Consider the following 16,225-nt stretch of genomic DNA (forward strand, 5'->3'; position numbering starts at 1 on the left):
ATGCATTTCGACACCCTGGGCGCACACTGGCAAGACTGGCTGATCTTCGTGGGTCTGGCTACGCTCGTGCTGTCTTTCGCCGTGGCACACATCATGGCGGGCCGCATTCTGGCCATCGCCGCGTTCGGTCTGTTCGCGCTCTATTTCCTGTTGGGCGACGCGCCGCAATGGGCAGGCGTTGTGATCTCATTGGTGTTTATCGCTGTCAACGCCGCGCAAATAGCCCGCATGCGCCACCGCCAGACCGGCGCACGCCTGACCGCACAAGAGAAAGCTTTGCGCGCCTGGCTGTTCCCCAGCATGGGCGAAATGGATTTTCACCACTTGCTGAAAGTCGGCAACCGCAACGTCGCCCCGGCCGGGACCTTCCTTGCCACCCAAGGTGAACATCTGGAGCAACTGCACGTGATCATCCAGGGCGCGGCCCACGTGGTCTTCAACGGCATGGTGGTCGCCACGCTGCGCGACGGCAGCCTGGTTGGTGAGGTGAGCTTCTTCCGCGATGACGTCGCCACCGCCTCCGTGGTCGCTCAGACCGACCTGAGCATCCTGTCGCTGGGCCGCACCGAGCTGCGCAAGCTGATGGGCGAACGCGACGCGGTGAAGCAGGCGCTGCACGAATCGATTGGCCGCGACCTGGGGTTCAAGCTGACTTCGTTTGATCAAAGTCGTTTCTGACGCGCCCTCTCCTCTTCCTGTAGCCGCAACACACGCCTCTGCACCTTGCCGGTGGTCGTCATTGGCAGCGCGTCCACAAACTCGATCTCCTTCGGATACTCATACGGCGCAAGCAGCCCTTTGACATGGGCTTGCAACTCCACTGTCAGTTTGGCATGCAATTGGGCTGTAGCGTCCGCAGTAGAGGCGTGAGCAGCTATGAAATCAGGAGCAATCACCACGTAGGCCTTGACCAGCGAACCGCGCTCGGGGTCGGGCTTGGGCACGACGGCGGCGTTCAACACGGCCCGGTGCTTGACCAGGCAGTTCTCGATCTCGCCCGGGCCAATTCGATACCCCGCCGCCTTGAATACGTCGTCTGAACGGCCCTGGTACCAGAGGTAGCCGTCGGCATCGCGCACCGCCAGATCGCCCGTGCGACACCAATCTCCGGTGAACTTGGCTTTTGTAGCGGCTTCGTTTTTCCAGTAGCCCAAAAAGAAGATTGGGTCGGGGTGGCCATGGACGTCAAAGCGGTTCAGCGCCACATCGCCCGGCACTCCCGGCGGGCATTCATTGCCGTCTTCGTCGATCACCGCAACGCGATGGCCCGGATAGCCCATGCCCATGCTGCCGGGCTTGGCGGGCCAATGGCGGCTGGAGTTGCCGACGATGTAGTTGATCTCGGTCTGGCCGAACATTTCATTGGGCACTACGCCCAGCTGCTTCTGGCAATAGGCAAACACGGCGTCACCCACCGCCTCTCCCGCGCTCATGATCGCGTCGAGCTTCAGGCCAAACTGCTTGCGCACGGTCTTGGCAGCGCTGCCTGGGTAGGCCTTCATCATCGCCTTCAGCGCCGTGGGGAATAGGAAGGTGTGTGTCACGCCGCATTGGCCCATCAACTCCAGCGCGGTCTGCGGACCGAAGCGGCCGTTGAACGCGACGATGGGGCGGCCAAAGTACAGCGAGGGCAACAAGGCGTCCATCAGGCCGCCCGTCCACGCCCAGTCGGCCGGGGACCAGAACACGGCCTTGGACGCTTGGTTGCGTTTGCCATCAAAGCCAAACCAGTTCTGGCTAGCAACAAAGCCGGTCAAGTTGCCGATCAGCGCGCGATGCGGAAGCAGTGCACCCTTGGGGTTGCCAGTGGTACCGCTGGTGTAGATCAACACGGCGGGGTCTTCCGCCAGCGTGGCGACTGGCGCGAAGTGGGCGCTCTCTTTGGCCAGCACCGCGGCATAGTGGCTGTCACATGACACTTGTGCGCCGACGCCGATCACATGGCGCAGTTGCTGGCACTGACCGCGCGCGGCCTGTACGCTGGTCAGCGCATTGGCGTCACAGATGGCGACCCCCGCTTCGCTGTCCTGCAAACGGAACTCCAGCGCCTCGGGCCCGAACAGCATCGACAGCGGCATCGCCACGGCACCCATTTGCAGCACCGCGATGTAGGCCACGGCTGTTTCAAAGCACTGCGGCATCACGATGCCGACGCGATCACCCTTTAAAACGCCCAGCCGGGTGAGCGCATTGGACAGGCGATTGGCCTGCTCCTGCAATTGAGAATAGGTATAAAAAGTGCCGCTAGCGCCCGCAGACCATGCGTGAACAGCTACTCTTTTTGTAGCGTCCGACTGGCTGGCCCAGCGCGCGCAGCAGACTTGGGCCATGTTGAAGTGCTTGGGAACGTCCCAACCAAACTGCCCATGCAGGCGTTGGTAGCCCGCTGGCAGCTTCCAGTTGGTAGCTCGCTTGTCTCCGCGTTGACGCTCGCGCATGGCGTGTCTCCTTATGATTGGACAAATGTACCAAGTCAAACGTATTCCCCGCAGCGAATTTGTTCCCATCCGCAACCTGTCGTACCACGTGCAAATCTGGGGCGAACCCGCCCCCGGCAAGATTCCGTTGGTGATGGTGCACGGCTGGATGGATGTCGCGGCCAGCTACCAGTTCGTCGTTGACGCTTTGAAGGGCGACCACTACGTGATCGCACCAGACTGGCGCGGTTACGGGCAAACCCGTTGCGACGATGCAGACAACTACTGGTTCCCCGACTATCTTGCGGACCTGGAGTTCCTGCTGGACCACTACGCGCCCGACCAACAGGTAAACCTCGTCGGCCACAGCATGGGCGGCAACATCGTCATGCTGTACGGCGGCGTGCGGCCCGAACGCATCCGCCGCCTGGTCAACCTCGAAGGCTTTGGCATGCCCGCCACCACGCCCGACATGGCGCCCGGGCGCTACGCCAAGTGGATGGACGAACTCAAGAAGCTACACAAAGGCGAGATGGACCTGCGCGCCTACGACACCGTCGACGGCGTCGCCCGCCGTCTGATGAAAACCAACCCGCGCCTGGGCCAGGACAAAGCAGACTGGCTGGCCCGCCACTGGGCCGCCGAAAATCCGGACGGCAAGTGGGACATCCTCGGCGCGCCGGCGCACAAGATTTCCAACGCTCAGCTGTATCGCGTCGAAGAAGTGCTGGAAATCTACAAGTGCCTCAGCATGCCGGTGCTGGCGGTAGAGGCCAGCGACAACAGCCTGGACCTGTGGTGGCGCGGCAAGTTCACGCTGGCGCAGTACCACGAGCGGCTCAAGATAGTGCCCAACGTCGAGATTGTGCGGATTGAGGATGCGGGGCACATGATGCACCACGACCAGCCAGAGGTTTTGGCTTCCTTAATTGAGCGGTTTATCGCCTGATTTCTTTGCGTCCCCGCAGGCGCCCGGCATGAGGGCGCGGGTGCGGTAACAGGCCGAGGCATCATGATTCGCTGCGCTCATAAAATCGGCTTCGACCTGTCACCTGCCCCCGCACCCACATGCCTGGGGAACTGGGTGCACGACGGCTTGAAGGCAACTCTGTCGTACACACCCAGGGCGTATTCGGCCTATGGGTTATGGCCGATTTCATTTGCCTTCAGCAAATCATGAGGCCAAGGCCCGTAGGCCGAATACGCCCGTGCGAGGACCAACAGCCCCATGCAGAGGCAAAAACGGCGCCCGAACTAAAATAGCGGGTTATTCAAAGAATCCCCAATTAGGACCGAAATCATGGAAGCAGAACGCATCAACCTCATTGGCACCACGCTGGCTGACCTTAGCGCCCGCGCCGTGGCGCTCCGGGGGTATCTTTGACTACGATGCCAAGTCTGAACGCCTGCGCACTGTCAACGCTTCGCTAGAAGATCCCACCGTCTGGAACGACCCCAAGAAGGCCCAGGAACTCGGCAAGGAGAAGAAGGCGCTGGACGGCATCGTCGTCACGCTGACCGACATGGCGCGCGAGCTCTCCGACAACACCGAGTTGTTCGAGATGAGCAAAGAGGACGGCGACGAAGCGGGCCTGATCACCATCGAAGCTGAAACCGCGAAGTTGACCGAGGTCATTGAAGGCCTGGAATTCCGCCGGATGTTCAACAACCCGGCCGATCCGCTGAACTGTTTTGTCGACGTGCAAGCCGGCGCGGGCGGCACCGAAGCCTGCGACTGGGCCAGCATGCTGCTGCGCCAATACCTGCGCTACTGCGAGCGCAAAGGCTTCAAGACCCAGATTGAAGACGAAACCGCAGGCGATACCGCTGGCATCAAGAGCGCGTCGTTCAAGGTGGAAGGCGAGTACGCCTTTGGACACTTGCGTACCGAAACCGGCGTGCACCGTCTGGTGCGCAAGTCGCCGTTCGATTCGTCTGGCGGTCGCCACACCAGCTTTGCCTCCATCTTTGTCTACCCCGAGATTGATGACTCGATCGAGATCGATATCAACCCCAGCGATGTTCGTGTTGACACCTTCCGCGCGTCTGGCGCGGGTGGTCAGCATATCAACAAGACCGACTCGGCCGTGCGTCTGACGCACATCCCGACCGGCATTGTCGTGCAGTGCCAGGACGGCCGCAGCCAGCATAGCAACCGCGACGTCGCATGGAAGCGCTTGCGTTCGCGCCTGTATGACTTTGAGTTGCGCAAGCAGCAAGAAGCGCAGCAGAAACTGGAAGACACCAAGACCGATGTGGGCTGGGGCCACCAGATCCGCTCTTACGTGCTGGACAACAGCCGTATCAAAGACCTTCGCACCAATTACGAAACGTCGGCCACCCAAAAGGTGCTCGACGGGGACCTCGATCCCTTCATTCAAGCTTCGCTCAAACAGGGCGTGTAATTTTTCTGGAGATTTCCCATGTTGCAATCCCTTGACGGACAGGCCGCACCCAAGACCATCCTGCGTAGCGAATACAAAGCGCCCGCGTACTGGATCGACACCGTCGATCTGAGTTTTGATCTGGACCCGGCCAAGACCCGCGTACTGAACAAGATGACCGTGCGCCGCAACCCGCAAGTACCCGCGCAGGCGCTGCGCCTGGACGGCGAAGAGCTGAACCTGGCGCGCGTGCTGGTCAACGGCCAGGGCACGTCGTTCAAGATGGACGGCGACCAGCTCGTATTGGAAAACCTGCCGGAAGGTACAGAGCCCTTCCAACTGGAAATCTTCACCACCTGCAACCCGAGCAAAAACACCAAGCTGTCTGGCCTGTACGTCAGCAACGACTCGTTCTTCACGCAATGCGAAGCCGAAGGCTTTCGCCGCATCACCTACTTCCTGGACCGCCCCGATGTGATGGCCAGCTACACCGTGACGCTGCGCGCCGACAAGGCCAAGTACCCGGTGCTACTGTCCAACGGCAATCTGGTCGATCAGGGCACGCTGGAAGACGGACGCCACTTCGCCAAGTGGGTCGATCCGCACAAGAAGCCCAGCTATTTGTTTGCGCTAGTAGCGGGCGCCCTGGTTGCGCGCGAACAGCGCATCACCAGCCGCGCTGGGCAAGAGCATTTGCTGCAAGTGTTTGTGCGCCCCGGTGATCTTGACAAGACCGAACACGCGATGAATTCGCTGATGGCATCTGTTGCATGGGACGAAGCCCGCTTCGGCCTGCCGCTGGATCTGGAACGCTTCATGATCGTCGCCACCAGCGACTTCAATATGGGCGCGATGGAGAACAAGGGCCTGAACATCTTCAACACGAAGTACGTGTTGGCGAACCAGGCCACTGCCACGGACATGGACTACGCGGGTATCGAAAGCGTGGTCGGCCATGAGTACTTCCACAACTGGACCGGCAACCGCATCACCTGCCGCGACTGGTTCCAGCTGTCGCTGAAGGAAGGCCTGACCGTGTTCCGCGACCAAGAGTTCAGCCAGGACATGTGCAGCGACGTGTCGGCCCGCGCCGTCAAACGCATTGAAGATGTGCGCGTTCTACGCACCGCCCAGTTTGCCGAAGACGCAGGCCCGATGGCCCACCCCGTGCGCCCGGACAGCTACATCGAGATCAATAACTTCTACACCCTGACGATTTACGAAAAGGGTTCGGAAGTCGTGCGCATGATGCAGACATTGACGAGCCGCGAAGGTTTCGCCAAAGGCATGACGCTGTACTTCTCGCGCTTTGATGGCCAGGCCGTTACGTGTGATGACTTTGCGCAAGCCATTGCAGACGCCAATCCCGATTCCGAACTCGCCAAGCAACTGACCCAGTTCAAGCGCTGGTACAGCCAGGCGGGTACACCGCGCGTGCAAGCGCGCGGCGAATACGACGCTGCGGCGCAGACCTACACACTGCACTTCACGCAGTCCTGCGCGCCCACACCGGGCCAGGCGACCAAAGAACCGTTTGTGATTCCAATCAGCCTTGGTCTGGTAGGCGCATCCAGTGGTGCGGCACTGCCCCTGCAAGTGCGCGGTAGCGCGGCGAAGTCAGGTGACCACCTGTTTGTGCTGTCGCAAGCCAGCGACTCCATCACGTTCGACAACGTGACCGAGGAGCCCGTGCCCTCCATCCTGCGCGGCTTCTCCGCGCCGGTGGTGCTGGAGATGGAATACACCGACGCGCAATTGCTGACGCTGTTGGCGAATGACCCCGATCCTTTCAACCGCTGGGAAGCAGGCCAACGCCTGGCAATGCGAAGCGCTATCAATTCCATAGCTTGTCACGCACATTCCACGGGCGCTGCACCCCTAAATGATTCCTATATCCAGGCGATGCGCAATGTGCTGCGCAACCCGGCACTGGACGCTGCGTTCAAGGAACTGGTACTGACACTGCCCGCCGAGACCTATATCGCCGAGCAGCTCGACGTGGTCGACCCACAGCGTGTGCACGCCGTACGCGAAGCCATGCGCCTGCAACTGGCAACCCAACTGCAAGCCGAATGGGAATGGGTGTTTGCCGAATTCCAGACGCCCGGTGCCTATGTGCCCGACGCAACGTCGAGCGGCCGCCGCGCATTGGTCGGTATGGCGCTGCATGCGCTGTGCCTCGCATCTGTACAGTCTGGTGACCCGGTCTGGCCCGGGAAAACGCTGGCGCGTTTCAAGTCTGCCAGCAACATGACCGATCGCTTCAATGCGCTGTCCGCTCTCAATAGCAGCGGTCACCCGCTGGCCGCGCAAGCATTGGCTGCTTTCCACGCGCTGTTCAAGGATGAAGCGCTGGTGCTGGACAAATGGTTTGCGCTGCAAGGCGGCAGTTCCGACCGTGGCGGCAATGTGCTGCCGCTGGTGCGCCAGTTGATGACGCACCCCGACTTCAGCCTGCGCAACCCGAACCGCGCACGCAGCCTGATCTTCGCCTACTGCAATGCCAACCCGGGCGGCTTCCACCGCCAGGACGCGGCAGGCTATGTGTTCTGGGCCGAGCGCGTGATCGAACTCGACAGCATCAACCCGCAAGTCGCTTCCCGCCTGGCGCGCGCGCTGGACCGCTGGAAGAAACTGGCCGACCCCTACCGCAGCGCGGCGCGTGAAGCGCTGACCCGCGTGTCTGCCAAGACCGATTTGAGCAACGACGTGCGCGAGGTGATTGACCGCGCTCTTGCCGATTGAGCGGACTGATGGCTGCATCCAAAGTCTCCCTCACTCGCTACCTGGTTGAACAGGAGCGTGTCAACGGCCACATCCCCGCGCAGTTGCGTCTGCTGCTAGAAGTGGTGGCGCGTGCTTGCAAAAGCATCAGCCACGCTGTCAACAAGGGCGCCTTGGGCGGCGTACTAGGCACAGCTGAGAGCGAAAACATCCAGGGCGAGATCCAGAAGAAACTGGACATCATCGCCAACGAAGTGTTGATCGAAGCCAACGAATGGGGCGGCCATCTGGCGGCCATGGCCAGCGAGGAAATGGAAGGCATCTACGTGGTGCCGAATCGCTACCCGCAAGGCGAATACCTGTTGCTGTTTGATCCGCTCGACGGCTCCAGCAACATCGACGTCAACGTCAGCATTGGCACGATCTTCAGCGTATTACTGAAGCCCGAAGGCGCAGGTGTTTCGGAGCAAGACTTTTTGCAGGCAGGCTCCAAGCAGGTCGCCGCAGGCTATTGCATCTATGGCCCGCAGACCACGCTGGTGCTTACCGTCGGCAATGGCGTGGCGATGTTCACGCTGGACCGCGAGCAGGGCTCATTCGTGCTGACGCAGGAAGACGTACAGATTCCGGCCGACACCAAAGAGTTCGCGATCAACATGAGCAACATGCGCCACTGGGCACCGCCCGTGAAGCGCTATGTGGACGAGTGTCTGGCCGGCAAGGAAGGCCCGCGCGGCAAGGACTTCAACATGCGCTGGATCGCCAGCATGGTGGCCGATGTGCATCGTATCCTGACCCGGGGCGGCGTCTTTCTTTACCCGTGGGACAAGCGCGAGCCGGACAAGCTTGGCAAGCTGCGTCTGATGTACGAAGCCAACCCGATGGGATGGATCGTCGAGCAGGCCGGTGGCGCGATCACCAATGGCCAACAGCGCATCCTGGACATCCAGCCGACCAAGCTACACGAGCGTGTCAGCGTGGTGTTGGGCAGCAAAAATGAGGTGGAACGCATCACGCGCTACCACTCGGAGGCTGTCTGACCCGGGCCTGATTTCTACCGTTGGCTCGCTATAATCGCGGGCTTACAAAAAGCCGGTGTAGCTCAGTCGGTAGAGCAGCTCATTCGTAATGAGAAGGTCGGGTGTTCGATTCATCTTTCCGGCACCAATGTATCTAAGGAAAATCCGCTATCTCGTCCATAGCGGATTTTTTTTGTTAGCGTGTGGCTAACACTTAGCTCCAAATGCCTGCATCGAATCGTCACTCAAATGCGAGTGATCTTCCGTCTCCTTAACGAGTCGCATGTAACGCATGTCTTGGTTAAAAAACGTTGTATTGATAGATGTCGGGAACTCTGCCTCTGGCAGGTATCCACACTTCTTCCAGAAGTTCAGCGCTTTATGGTCAGACAGCGACACGATGGCAGAAACATACTGGCTGCCCGGATTCAGTTTGGTTTCCGCCATCGCCAAGGCTTTGTTACCAATACCCATGCCACGATACCGACGGTCAAGGACGATGAGTGCGAATATGGATTGACGGATCTCTGGCGCGTATTGAATTGCAATGAGACCGACTGACCTCGACACTTTATGCTCACAAATGACTTCATAAACTGTTACTTCAGCCGTTATGGGCCTGAAGAGAGTCCTAAGGAGCGTCATCGCTTCACCTCCAGTGGAAGCATGGTCAAACACCGACCTTGTAAAGTCCCCGGCGGAATTAAAAATACTTTGAATGGCATCTATCGATTCCGCAGGAATATTTCCTCGAGCGAAATTGAAACTACGCAAAATAATGTCCACAATTTTCCCCAATAAAAACACTGCTCCTCGTCAGGAGAAGCCCATGGCTTGAAGAGGGCGAAACTGGAACTTCGGGGGATGGAAAATAGAAGCGCTAAAAATCCACAACGGCAGTTCTTTTCCGAATACGGAAATAGATTCTGTAGACAGCGCGTTAGCAAGTTGTTCGTGCTGGACAGACTCTATGTTGCCCAGCAGGTGGTGTCCCAAATTAATTTGACTGGACGGGTTTTCACCCAGATTGATGCTGTTTTTCGAATCGACAGAGCACTTCGTGTCTATGGACAGGCAAACGCCGCTATATAGCTCGGCGACTTCGATTGCAGATTCAATATAAGTGGGGGCAGCAAGCACCCGCATCGCAAAAACGAGCGTTATAAGGATGAATGTCAGAGAGCGGAAGACTGACTTGCGTTGCATAACTATTGGCGTCGAGATACAAACGATAACGGGCACAGCTATGGAATCAGGACTCACAGCTATTAAATGCGGTTCACGGCATTTTTACAATGGCTCGTGTACCCAATTCCTGTGCCGCAACTTAGCCTACATAACACGGATTATTGGCTGACTGCGCATACCTTGAATATCCCCCATTCGGGGGATATTTGTAAATGCTTGCAATATTTCAGGAATGTTTGGCGCCACCTCAAATTGCGCCAATGCTTCCGAGGTTTTGTCGCCTTCGGATGGATTCAACGACTGAAGTTGTGTGTGTATCCGCACAGATTGCGCTCCCGCATGGAGGTAATTTCAGCCCATGGCAGAACTTCCTCCCCCTCAATTCATCCCCGCATCCGCAGCGCCTCACCCCCTCTGGATCAACCGCCAATCAAGTTTACGCAATCGGTCGCATAAACCGCACGCGTCGCCAACACTCCCCTCAGACGAAAAGTTCCTGACGCTGGTGCACTCGTACCGGACCACCGGCGGACTGGTTTGGGTAGGCGATCTGGAAGCCATGTTTATGCTGCGCTCTACCGGATCGGACACATATCTGTCCGAAGCCATTGGTCAGCGCCAGCTGGTGCATTTTGAATGGCAGGCGCAGACATGGTTGCCGCTATTTCAGTTCGATCTGGTGCGCATGCAGCCGCACTCGGCGTTGTCTTGTGTTCTCGCCGAACTCAATGGCATCTACAACAACGACGAGGTTGCCGAATGGTTTTCGCGCATTAATCCCTGGCTGGATGGGCGGAGCCCTGCGCAGGAATTGGCATCCCACCCCGCGACCGTTGTGGATGCCGCATCTGCCGAAGTTTTTGTCGTGCGCGGCTAGCAAACTGGCGCGCACAACCTAGTGCAATCCTGGACAACACAGATGAAACCGGAAAAGCAAACCGTTGCGGAATGCAGGGATTCCACGCACAGCAGAAGGCTGCGCACACCTGCGTCCACGGCGCTTGTGATGGTCGCCGAACCTACAGGCCTGGGCGAACAACCAACCTTGTCTGACCTTGCCAACACGTAACGATACCTGGGCGCTGCTAAAGCGCATTGGCACCTCCTGGGTGGACGACTACGTACACAGCATGGGCGCAGCACTGGCGTACTACACCCTGTTCTCACTGGCACCGCTGCTATTTATCGTGGTATCGCTGGCCGGGTTCTGGTTTGGGGAAGAAGCGGCAAGGGGAGAAATAGCAGTTCAGCTGCGCTCGCTGATGGGCGATGGGGGCGCAGCCGCCGTGCAGGGCTTGCTGCAGAGTGTCCACAAACCGGCCGAAGGCGCGTTCGCCACCGTGCTGGGCATCGTACTGTTGCTCGTAGGTGCGACTACGGTTTTTGGCGAGCTTCAGAATGCGCTCGATCGCATCTGGAGAGCGCCCGCGCGTAACCGCAATGCGGGATGGGTTGCACTGGTCCGTGCGCGCCTTCTATCGTTTGGCATGGTGCTGGCGATTGGCTTTCTGCTGATGGTGTCTCTGGTCATCAGCACCGTGCTGGTGACTTTGGGACGATGGTGGGGGCAATACGTCGGCGACTGGCTGGTGGTGGCATCCGTGGCCAATGCCATTGGCAGTTTTCTGCTGATCGCCACGATGTTTGCACTGATCTACAAAATCATGCCGCGCGTGCAGGTGCAATGGAGAGACGTATGGATAGGGGCGCTGTTCACATCGCTGCTGTTCACGGTGGGCAAGTCCCTGATCGGCTTGTACATCGGACACAGCGGTGTGGTGTCGGGCTTTGGTGCCGCAGGATCTTTGGTCGTGGTGCTGCTATGGGTGTATTACTCGGCGCAGATTTTTCTGGTGGGCGCACAGTTCACTTGGGTCTACGCCAACATGTTTGGCTCCAGATGCACGCAGTCCGATCTCCCTGTGGAGCAACGCAATCTTATGCAGGACGTTGATCAGGCTGCGTAGTGCGCAGATCCTGAATCGTCGCACGCAAATCAGCCGCTACGCTTCTGCGATCGCGGCCCTGTACGGATTGGGGTTCGCCAAAACGGACGGTCGCCACCAGCCCTTGTGTACATAGGATTCGCCACAGCGAACCCAAGAGCGTGTCATCGCCGATATAGCAAGGCGCAGAACTCGGTGCACCACTGGCTTCATCGACGAACGTCAGTGCCACGGGCTGTATGGGTGCAGGCGCAGAGATTGCGGCCTGCAACAAATTTGCATGAAATGGCAACAGGTCCGCGCCGTCGCCGGTCGTGCCCTCAGGGAAGACCGCCAGAATATCGCCCGCCTGCAATCGCTCAGCCATGTGGTGCACCACACGCATCGCATCGCGCCGCGACTCGCGCTCGATGTAGAGCGTGCCCGCTCCCGTTGCCAACATTCCTACCACCGGCCAATGCTGTATCGCTGCTTTGGAGATGAAGCGGCAGTGGCGCGCAGCATGCATCACGACGATGTCCAGCCAGGAGATATGGTTGGCCGCCAGCAGCACCGGGCCAGTCTCGGGTGGCTGGCCAGTCACTATCAATTTAATAGCTAGCCGCGCAAGCATTTCGCGCGCCCAGGCCTGAACAGCTGCGTTTTTTTCAGGCTCCGACAACTTGGGGAAATTGAAGCGGATCGTCCACGCGCCTGCCATCACGTGCGCCAGAACACCGCACAGCCGCCAGCACGCCCGCAGTTGTTTCATAGCCGCGGCTGCCCGTCAGGCCTGGTAGGCAATATGGCCACCGACCAGTGTCGCGCGCACGCGCCCAGGCAACTCCAGTCCACCAAACGGCGTGTGCCGGCTTTGGCTGCGCAATGCGGCTGGCTCCACCACCCAGGCGCTCTGCGGATCGAACACACAGATGTCCGCCGCGCCACCCACCACCAGTTGACCGCCGCTGGATGCCGTCGCGCCCAAGGCTGCGCCCAGCACACCCGCCGCACCGCTGGTCACGGTAGCAAGCGCACGTGGTAGCGGAACGTCGGCATCCTGAGACCATTTCAACGCCAGGCTCAGCAGCAGCTCCAGCCCGGTTGCGCCAGGCTCAGCCTCGGCAAACGGCAAGGCCTTTTCGTCTTCGCTGACCGGCGTGTGGTCCGACACCAGTGCGTCAATCGTTCCGTCAGCCAAACCAACGCGCAACGCATCGCGGTCGCGCTGTTGGCGCAGCGGCGGATTCAGGCGCATGCGGCTGTCAAAATAGCCGATGTCAATATCGGTCAGGTGCAGTGAGTTGATGCTCACGTCGCAGGTGACCGGCAATCCCTCTGCCTTGGCCTGGCGCACCAGCGCGACACCCGCCCCGCTACTCAGGCGGCACAGGTGCACGCGCGCACCGGTGGCGCGCACCAGCTCGAAGATCGTGTGCAAGGCAATCGTCTCCGCCGCTACCGGAATGCCGGACAAGCCCATGCGCGTGGCCAGCGGGCCGCTGGCCGCTACGCCCTTGCCGAGGTACAACTCTTGTGGACGCAACCATACGGTGTAGCCAAACGTGCTGGCGTATTGCAAGGCGCGCTGCAGCACTTGGGTGTTAGCGATGGGCACTTCGGCTTGGCTGAAACCTACGCAACCCGCATGCGTGAGTTGCAGCATTTCCGTCAGCTCTTCACCGCCCAGATTGCGCGTCAACGCCCCTAGCGGAAACACCCGCGACAGGTTCAGCGTTTGCGCGCGGTAGCGCAGCATTTCCACCAAACCGGCTTCATCCAGCACCGGCTCGGTATCAGGCGGACACACCACGCTCGTCACACCACCTGCCACCGCAGCCGCCAGCTCCGATGCCAGCGTGCCCTCGTGCTCATGGCCCGGCTCGCGCAAGCGCACCGACAAATCCACCAGACCTGGCACCACGATGCAGCCGGTCGCGTCAATCACGGCATCCGGTTTGAAGTCAGGCGCTATATTTTTAATAGCTGCTACCGCACCATCTGCGATCGCTACATCGGCCCTTTCATCCAAACCGCTGGCCGGGTTGATGACCCGTCCACCCTTGATCAGTATCTTGCTCATGCTTCGTTCCCCGCAACAATGCTCATCACCGCCATGCGCACGGCGATGCCGAAGGTGACCTGCGGCAGGATCACACTCTGATTGCCGTCCACCACGGTTGAGTCAATCTCTACGCCACGATTAATCGGTCCCGGGTGCATCACGATGGCATCGCTTTTGGCCAGTTGCAGCTTCTCGGGCGTCAGCCCGTAGCTCTTGAAGAACTCATGGGTGGAGGGCAACAGCGCGCCACTCATGCGTTCGTTCTGCAGGCGCAGCATGATGATGACATCGGCGCCCTTGATGCCTTCTTCCAGCGTATGGCACACGCGCACGCCCATTTGTGCCATGTCGCTTGGCACCAGCGTCTTGGGACCGACAACACGGACCTCAGCGCAGCCCAATGTGGTCAGCGCATGGATATCCGAGCGCGCGACCCGTGAATGCAACACATCGCCGACGATGGCAACGGTCAGGTTGGAAAAATCTTTCTTGAAGTGCCGGATCGTGAACATGTCCAGCAGGCCCTGCGTCGGGTGCGCGTGGCGGCCATCGCCCGCATTGATCACGTGCACATGCGGCGCCACGTGCTGGGCAATCAGGTACGGTGCCCCAGACTCGCTATGGCGAACAACAAACATGTCGGCGGCCATCGCGCTCAGATTGGCAATGGTGTCCAACAGCGATTCGCCCTTGGAGGCGCTGGAGCGCGCAATGTCCAGGTTGATCACATCGGCCGACAGGCGCGTGGCGGCAATCTCGAACGTGGTTCGGGTGCGGGTGCTGTTCTCGAAAAACAGGTTGAACACGCTCTTGCCGCGCAACAGCGGCACCTTCTTCACTTCGCGGTCATTGACTGAGACGAAGTTGGTGGCGGTGTCCAGAATGTGGGTGAGTATGCTTTTAGGTAAGCCCTCCACCGACAGCAGATGAATCAGTTCACCGTTCTTGTTGAGTTGGGGGTTGCGTTTGTAAAACACGGTCACACTTCCTCGACGTTAAAACTAAACACACCGGCATCGTTGCGCGCCAGCGTGAGTGACTGGTTTGCCGCCAGCGCAACCCGCGCCGCCGCAAAGTCGGCTTGCACCGGAAGCTCGCGTCCACCGCGGTCCACCATCACGGCAAGCTGCACACTGGCCGGGCGGCCATAGTCAAACAGTTCATTGATCACCGCGCGCAGCGTACGACCGGTGTAAAGCACATCATCCAGAATCAGGATGTGCGCGCCGTTCACATCAAAAGGTAGCAAGGTTTGCCCGCCGGCAGACAAACCGCGCTGCGCAAAATCATCCCGGTGCATGGCCGATGAAATGATGCCGGGTTTGCCCGGGAAGCCCATGTCTTTTTGCAGACGCTCCGCCATCCAGGCGCCACCAGAGGTAATGCCTACCAGCTTGGTGTCCATGCGGCAAATCTGCCCCACCCCTCGCAGCAATTCGCGGTAGATCGCCTCCGCGTCCAGGACTAAGTTACTCACGCCAAACTCCTCAAGAACTGTTCCAGAATAATGCAGGCCGATGCGGCATCTGCGTCCTTGGCACCGGAGGCAATGGCCTCGGTGGTGCTGTAGCGTTCGTCCACCTCATACACCGGCAAGCCGAAGCGGCCATGCAATTGGCGACCGAATTTCTTCGCACGCGCCGTGTTTTCGTGGGCTGCGCCATCTGGGTGATAGGGCACACCAATCACGATCGCATCGGGCTGCCACTCTTTCAGACGCTGCGCAATGTGTGTAAAACGTGCACCGCCTTCAGCATGGATGGAGCCTTGTGGTTGCGCAGTGCCCAGGATGCGGTTGCCCACGGCGACACCGGTACGCTTCAGGCCAAAATCAAATGCAATAAAAGTCGTGAGCGTCGCGGGCACAGTCGTGGACCCAAGGCTCATGCGTGCCCCGCCTGCGACGAGATCATCCACGACTCCAGACCCAGCAAGGCCAGCGCCTTCGCATAGCGTTGTTCGACCGGGGTATCAAAAATAACTGTTTGATCTGCATCTACTGTGAGCCAGCTGTTTTCGCCCAATTCTGTTTCCAACTGGCCTTCGCCCCAGGCCGAGTAACCCAAGGAGATCAGCACTTTGCGCGGGCCGGCACCGGTGGACAAAGCTTCCAGTACATCCTTGGAGGTAGTCATTTCCAGCCCGCCGGGAATTGTCAACGTTGAGGCGTACAAAGACTCGTCGGGTTTGTCGGCCTGCGAAAAAATCGGTTCATGCAACACAAAACCGCGCTCCACCTGTACCGGACCACCCTGAAATACCGGGCCGTCTTTCAAATCGGTGCGCAGCAGAGGCAGATCCACCTTGTTAAACAACGCGGTCAGAGAGATGTCGGCGGGCTTGTTGATCACAAGCCCCAGCGCACCGCGCGGGCTGTGTTCGCACACATAGACGACGCTTTTGGAGAATATGGCGTCTTCGAGTCCGGGCATTGCAATCAGGAAGTGATTCGTCAGATTGATGGGTGCAGAATCGCCAGACATACAAGTATTTTAGCGGCTGC

The 16,225-nt window shown here is 59.3% G+C and carries 16 protein-coding genes and 1 tRNA gene; 8 read left to right on the forward strand and 9 right to left on the reverse strand.

Features of this window, described 5'->3' with window-relative positions; all coding sequences use genetic code 11:
- A complete protein-coding gene (locus AC1DV6_RS01045; protein ID WP_477974341.1) occupies positions 1-678 on the forward strand; it encodes a cyclic nucleotide-binding domain-containing protein in 678 nt (225 codons plus the stop codon).
- On the opposite strand, the gene AC1DV6_RS01050 is transcribed toward AC1DV6_RS01045, so the two are convergent.
- Complete coding sequence (locus AC1DV6_RS01050; RefSeq protein ID WP_477974342.1) at positions 663-2,438, reverse strand: acetate--CoA ligase; 1,776 nt, start codon at positions 2,436-2,438, stop codon at positions 663-665. The genes AC1DV6_RS01045 and AC1DV6_RS01050 overlap by 16 nt on opposite strands.
- 25 nt (positions 2,439-2,463) lie before the next feature.
- Here AC1DV6_RS01050 and AC1DV6_RS01055 point away from each other — a divergent pair, with 25 nt between their 5' ends.
- The 5 genes from AC1DV6_RS01055 (at position 2,464) to AC1DV6_RS01075 (ending at position 8,692) form a co-directional block, all read left to right on the forward strand.
- The gene (locus AC1DV6_RS01055; RefSeq protein ID WP_477974343.1) at positions 2,464-3,366 is read left to right on the forward strand and encodes an alpha/beta fold hydrolase; all 903 of its coding nucleotides are present in this window, start codon (positions 2,464-2,466) and stop codon (positions 3,364-3,366) included.
- A 351-nt stretch (positions 3,367-3,717) separates the two neighbouring features.
- Positions 3,718-4,822, forward strand: a protein-coding gene (gene prfB, locus AC1DV6_RS01060; protein ID WP_477974344.1) for a peptide chain release factor 2 whose coding sequence is annotated in 2 segments (ribosomal slippage) — positions 3,718-3,798 and positions 3,800-4,822 — 1,104 coding nt in all. Because the reading frame shifts where the segments join, the coding sequence is not laid out codon by codon here.
- Positions 4,823-4,840: 18 nt separating this feature from the next.
- Positions 4,841-7,546: an aminopeptidase N gene (pepN, locus tag AC1DV6_RS01065; protein WP_477974345.1), complete on the forward strand. Its 2,706-nt coding sequence runs from the start codon at positions 4,841-4,843 to the stop codon at positions 7,544-7,546.
- A gap of 8 nt (positions 7,547-7,554) precedes the next feature.
- Positions 7,555-8,565, forward strand: a complete 1,011-nt coding sequence (locus tag AC1DV6_RS01070) for a class 1 fructose-bisphosphatase (RefSeq protein ID WP_477974346.1) — start codon at positions 7,555-7,557, stop codon at positions 8,563-8,565.
- Positions 8,566-8,616: 51 nt separating this feature from the next.
- Positions 8,617-8,692: transfer RNA gene (locus AC1DV6_RS01075), tRNA-Thr, on the forward strand.
- 59 nt (positions 8,693-8,751) lie between these two features.
- Here AC1DV6_RS01075 and AC1DV6_RS01080 read toward each other — a convergent pair.
- Together AC1DV6_RS01080 and AC1DV6_RS01085 are read right to left on the reverse strand one after the other, a co-directional pair.
- A complete protein-coding gene (locus tag AC1DV6_RS01080) occupies positions 8,752-9,330 on the reverse strand; it encodes a GNAT family N-acetyltransferase (RefSeq protein WP_477974347.1) in 579 nt (192 codons plus the stop codon).
- A 30-nt stretch (positions 9,331-9,360) separates the two neighbouring features.
- The gene (locus AC1DV6_RS01085) at positions 9,361-9,750 is read right to left on the reverse strand and encodes a hypothetical protein (RefSeq protein WP_477974348.1); all 390 of its coding nucleotides are present in this window, start codon (positions 9,748-9,750) and stop codon (positions 9,361-9,363) included.
- A gap of 547 nt (positions 9,751-10,297) precedes the next feature.
- On the opposite strand from AC1DV6_RS01085, the gene AC1DV6_RS01090 reads away from it, so the two are divergent.
- Positions 10,298-10,609: a hypothetical protein gene (locus tag AC1DV6_RS01090; RefSeq protein ID WP_477974349.1), complete on the forward strand. Its 312-nt coding sequence runs from the start codon at positions 10,298-10,300 to the stop codon at positions 10,607-10,609.
- Positions 10,610-10,787: 178 nt separating this feature from the next.
- Positions 10,788-11,699: a YihY/virulence factor BrkB family protein gene (locus tag AC1DV6_RS01095; RefSeq protein ID WP_477974350.1), complete on the forward strand. Its 912-nt coding sequence runs from the start codon at positions 10,788-10,790 to the stop codon at positions 11,697-11,699.
- On the opposite strand, the gene AC1DV6_RS01100 is transcribed toward AC1DV6_RS01095, so the two are convergent.
- Genes AC1DV6_RS01100 through AC1DV6_RS01125 form a run of 6 tightly spaced genes read right to left on the reverse strand, consistent with a single transcriptional unit; the run spans position 11,671 to position 16,205 of the window.
- Positions 11,671-12,429: a lysophospholipid acyltransferase family protein gene (locus tag AC1DV6_RS01100; protein WP_477974351.1), complete on the reverse strand. Its 759-nt coding sequence runs from the start codon at positions 12,427-12,429 to the stop codon at positions 11,671-11,673. The two genes, AC1DV6_RS01095 and AC1DV6_RS01100, sit on opposite strands and share 29 nt — an antisense overlap.
- Positions 12,430-12,444: 15 nt before the next feature.
- Positions 12,445-13,740 (reverse strand): dihydroorotase, encoded by a 1,296-nt coding sequence (locus tag AC1DV6_RS01105; protein WP_477974352.1) that lies wholly within the window; start codon positions 13,738-13,740, stop codon positions 12,445-12,447.
- On the reverse strand, positions 13,737-14,699 hold the full coding sequence (locus tag AC1DV6_RS01110) for an aspartate carbamoyltransferase catalytic subunit (protein WP_477974353.1): 963 nt from the start codon (positions 14,697-14,699) through the stop codon (positions 13,737-13,739). The genes AC1DV6_RS01105 and AC1DV6_RS01110 overlap by 4 nt, the downstream gene beginning before the upstream one ends.
- Positions 14,700-14,701: 2 nt before the next feature.
- On the reverse strand, positions 14,702-15,199 hold the full coding sequence (gene pyrR / locus AC1DV6_RS01115) for a bifunctional pyr operon transcriptional regulator/uracil phosphoribosyltransferase PyrR (RefSeq protein WP_477974354.1): 498 nt from the start codon (positions 15,197-15,199) through the stop codon (positions 14,702-14,704).
- Entirely contained in the window at positions 15,196-15,609 is a 414-nt protein-coding gene (gene ruvX, locus AC1DV6_RS01120; protein ID WP_477974355.1) for a Holliday junction resolvase RuvX, read from the reverse strand. Before ruvX ends, pyrR begins: the two co-directional genes overlap by 4 nt.
- Positions 15,606-16,205 carry a YqgE/AlgH family protein gene (locus AC1DV6_RS01125; RefSeq protein ID WP_477974356.1) on the reverse strand — a complete coding sequence of 200 codons (600 nt, stop codon included), beginning with the start codon at positions 16,203-16,205 and terminating at the stop codon, positions 15,606-15,608. Before AC1DV6_RS01125 ends, ruvX begins: the two co-directional genes overlap by 4 nt.
- Positions 16,206-16,225: the final 20 nt, after the last annotated feature.

The sequence above is a fragment of the Rhodoferax sp. P2_H8_2 genome, from assembly GCF_056403235.1.

Excerpts from the sequence above, each read along its gene's own strand:
- AC1DV6_RS01070 (WP_477974346.1), top strand. The coding sequence starts at position 7,555 with ATGGCTGCATCCAAAGTCTCCCTCACTCGCTACCTGGTTGAACAGGAG.
- AC1DV6_RS01050 (WP_477974342.1), bottom strand. The coding sequence starts at position 2,438 with ATGCGCGAGCGTCAACGCGGAGACAAGCGAGCTACCAACTGGAAGCTG.
- ruvX (WP_477974355.1), bottom strand. The coding sequence starts at position 15,609 with ATGAGCCTTGGGTCCACGACTGTGCCCGCGACGCTCACGACTTTTATT.
- AC1DV6_RS01045 (WP_477974341.1), top strand. The coding sequence starts at position 1 with ATGCATTTCGACACCCTGGGCGCACACTGGCAAGACTGGCTGATCTTC.
- AC1DV6_RS01090 (WP_477974349.1), top strand. The coding sequence starts at position 10,298 with ATGCTGCGCTCTACCGGATCGGACACATATCTGTCCGAAGCCATTGGT.
- AC1DV6_RS01085 (WP_477974348.1), bottom strand. The coding sequence starts at position 9,750 with ATGCAACGCAAGTCAGTCTTCCGCTCTCTGACATTCATCCTTATAACG.
- AC1DV6_RS01100 (WP_477974351.1), bottom strand. The coding sequence starts at position 12,429 with ATGAAACAACTGCGGGCGTGCTGGCGGCTGTGCGGTGTTCTGGCGCAC.
- AC1DV6_RS01125 (WP_477974356.1), bottom strand. The coding sequence starts at position 16,205 with ATGTCTGGCGATTCTGCACCCATCAATCTGACGAATCACTTCCTGATT.
- pepN (WP_477974345.1), top strand. The coding sequence starts at position 4,841 with ATGTTGCAATCCCTTGACGGACAGGCCGCACCCAAGACCATCCTGCGT.
- AC1DV6_RS01055 (WP_477974343.1), top strand. The coding sequence starts at position 2,464 with ATGTACCAAGTCAAACGTATTCCCCGCAGCGAATTTGTTCCCATCCGC.
- AC1DV6_RS01105 (WP_477974352.1), bottom strand. The coding sequence starts at position 13,740 with ATGAGCAAGATACTGATCAAGGGTGGACGGGTCATCAACCCGGCCAGC.